This window comes from Pseudomonas sp. P5_B2 (assembly GCF_056400445.1).
In genome coordinates this window covers 1-795 of the sequence record NZ_JBFULH010001254.1, presented here as the reverse complement: position 1 = coordinate 795, position 795 = coordinate 1, and the positions used below count along the sequence as shown (strand labels likewise).

Below are 795 nucleotides of genomic sequence, written 5' to 3'. Positions count from 1 at the left end.
ATGAAGCATATGTCGCTGAGCCAGCGTACCTGCCCATCAGCATTGAAGAAGCGGTATTCGCGGTCTTCCACCGCGCCTTTGACCAGCACTTCGGCCAGGCTGCGCTCGGCATATTCCAGATCGTCGGGGTGAATACTGTCGCGCCATTCGTTGTAGTCGGACAGCAAGCTGCCAACGGTACGACCGAAAATCCGCTCATAGGCCGGGCTGACGTAGAGCACCTGACGGGTTTCCCAATTGAATGCCCAAAGCACCGCGTTCACGCTCACCAGCAACGAGCTGAACAGCTGTTCACGCTCACTCAAGCGCGCGACTTCGCTTTGAGCATGCATCAGCGCCATCAAGGTTTGAGCGGTGTCGGGTAACTGGGGACAGGATGAGTCTTGCAGGTTTTTGGAGACCATCGGGACAAATCTCAAAGGGCGTGTGCCGCTCGAGGTTCGAAAGCGGCTAAAACGAAGCCCGCCTAGGTGGCGAAGTGTCTTTGAGATAGAGGATTTGGAGCTAAGTTCCCGCTTACCGTGGCAAGGGAGCTTGCTCCCGCCGGGCGGTATAGATGACGCGTTTTTAGTTAAAACGCGTCGTCAGGTCTAGCGACGGCTGCGCAGTCGAGCGGGGGCAAGCCCCCTCGCCACAGTCAGACGGCGGAAGGGCGCAGGGAGTAGGTTTTCAACTGGTCGGCGAAGTCGCGCAGGGATTGAATTCCGCTGGCTTCGGCTTCGTGTACCCAGTCCTTGATGGCCGCGAGCATGTCATGACCATTTGAGCTGGTCTTGACCCAGATCTGCTGCAAGG

Annotated in this window: 2 protein-coding genes; both read right to left on the bottom strand. The window is 57.7% G+C overall.

Translation table 11 applies throughout. From position 1 onward, the window contains the following. On the bottom strand, nt 1-404 hold a 404-nt coding region (locus AC1DRJ_RS30580; RefSeq protein WP_477805400.1), incomplete at its 3' end, for a PAS domain-containing protein. 233 nt (nt 405-637) lie between these two features. After that, the coding region (locus AC1DRJ_RS30575; RefSeq protein WP_477805401.1) for a DesA/ISL3 alpha bundle tail domain-containing protein at nt 638-795 on the bottom strand (158 nt) is incomplete at its 5' end.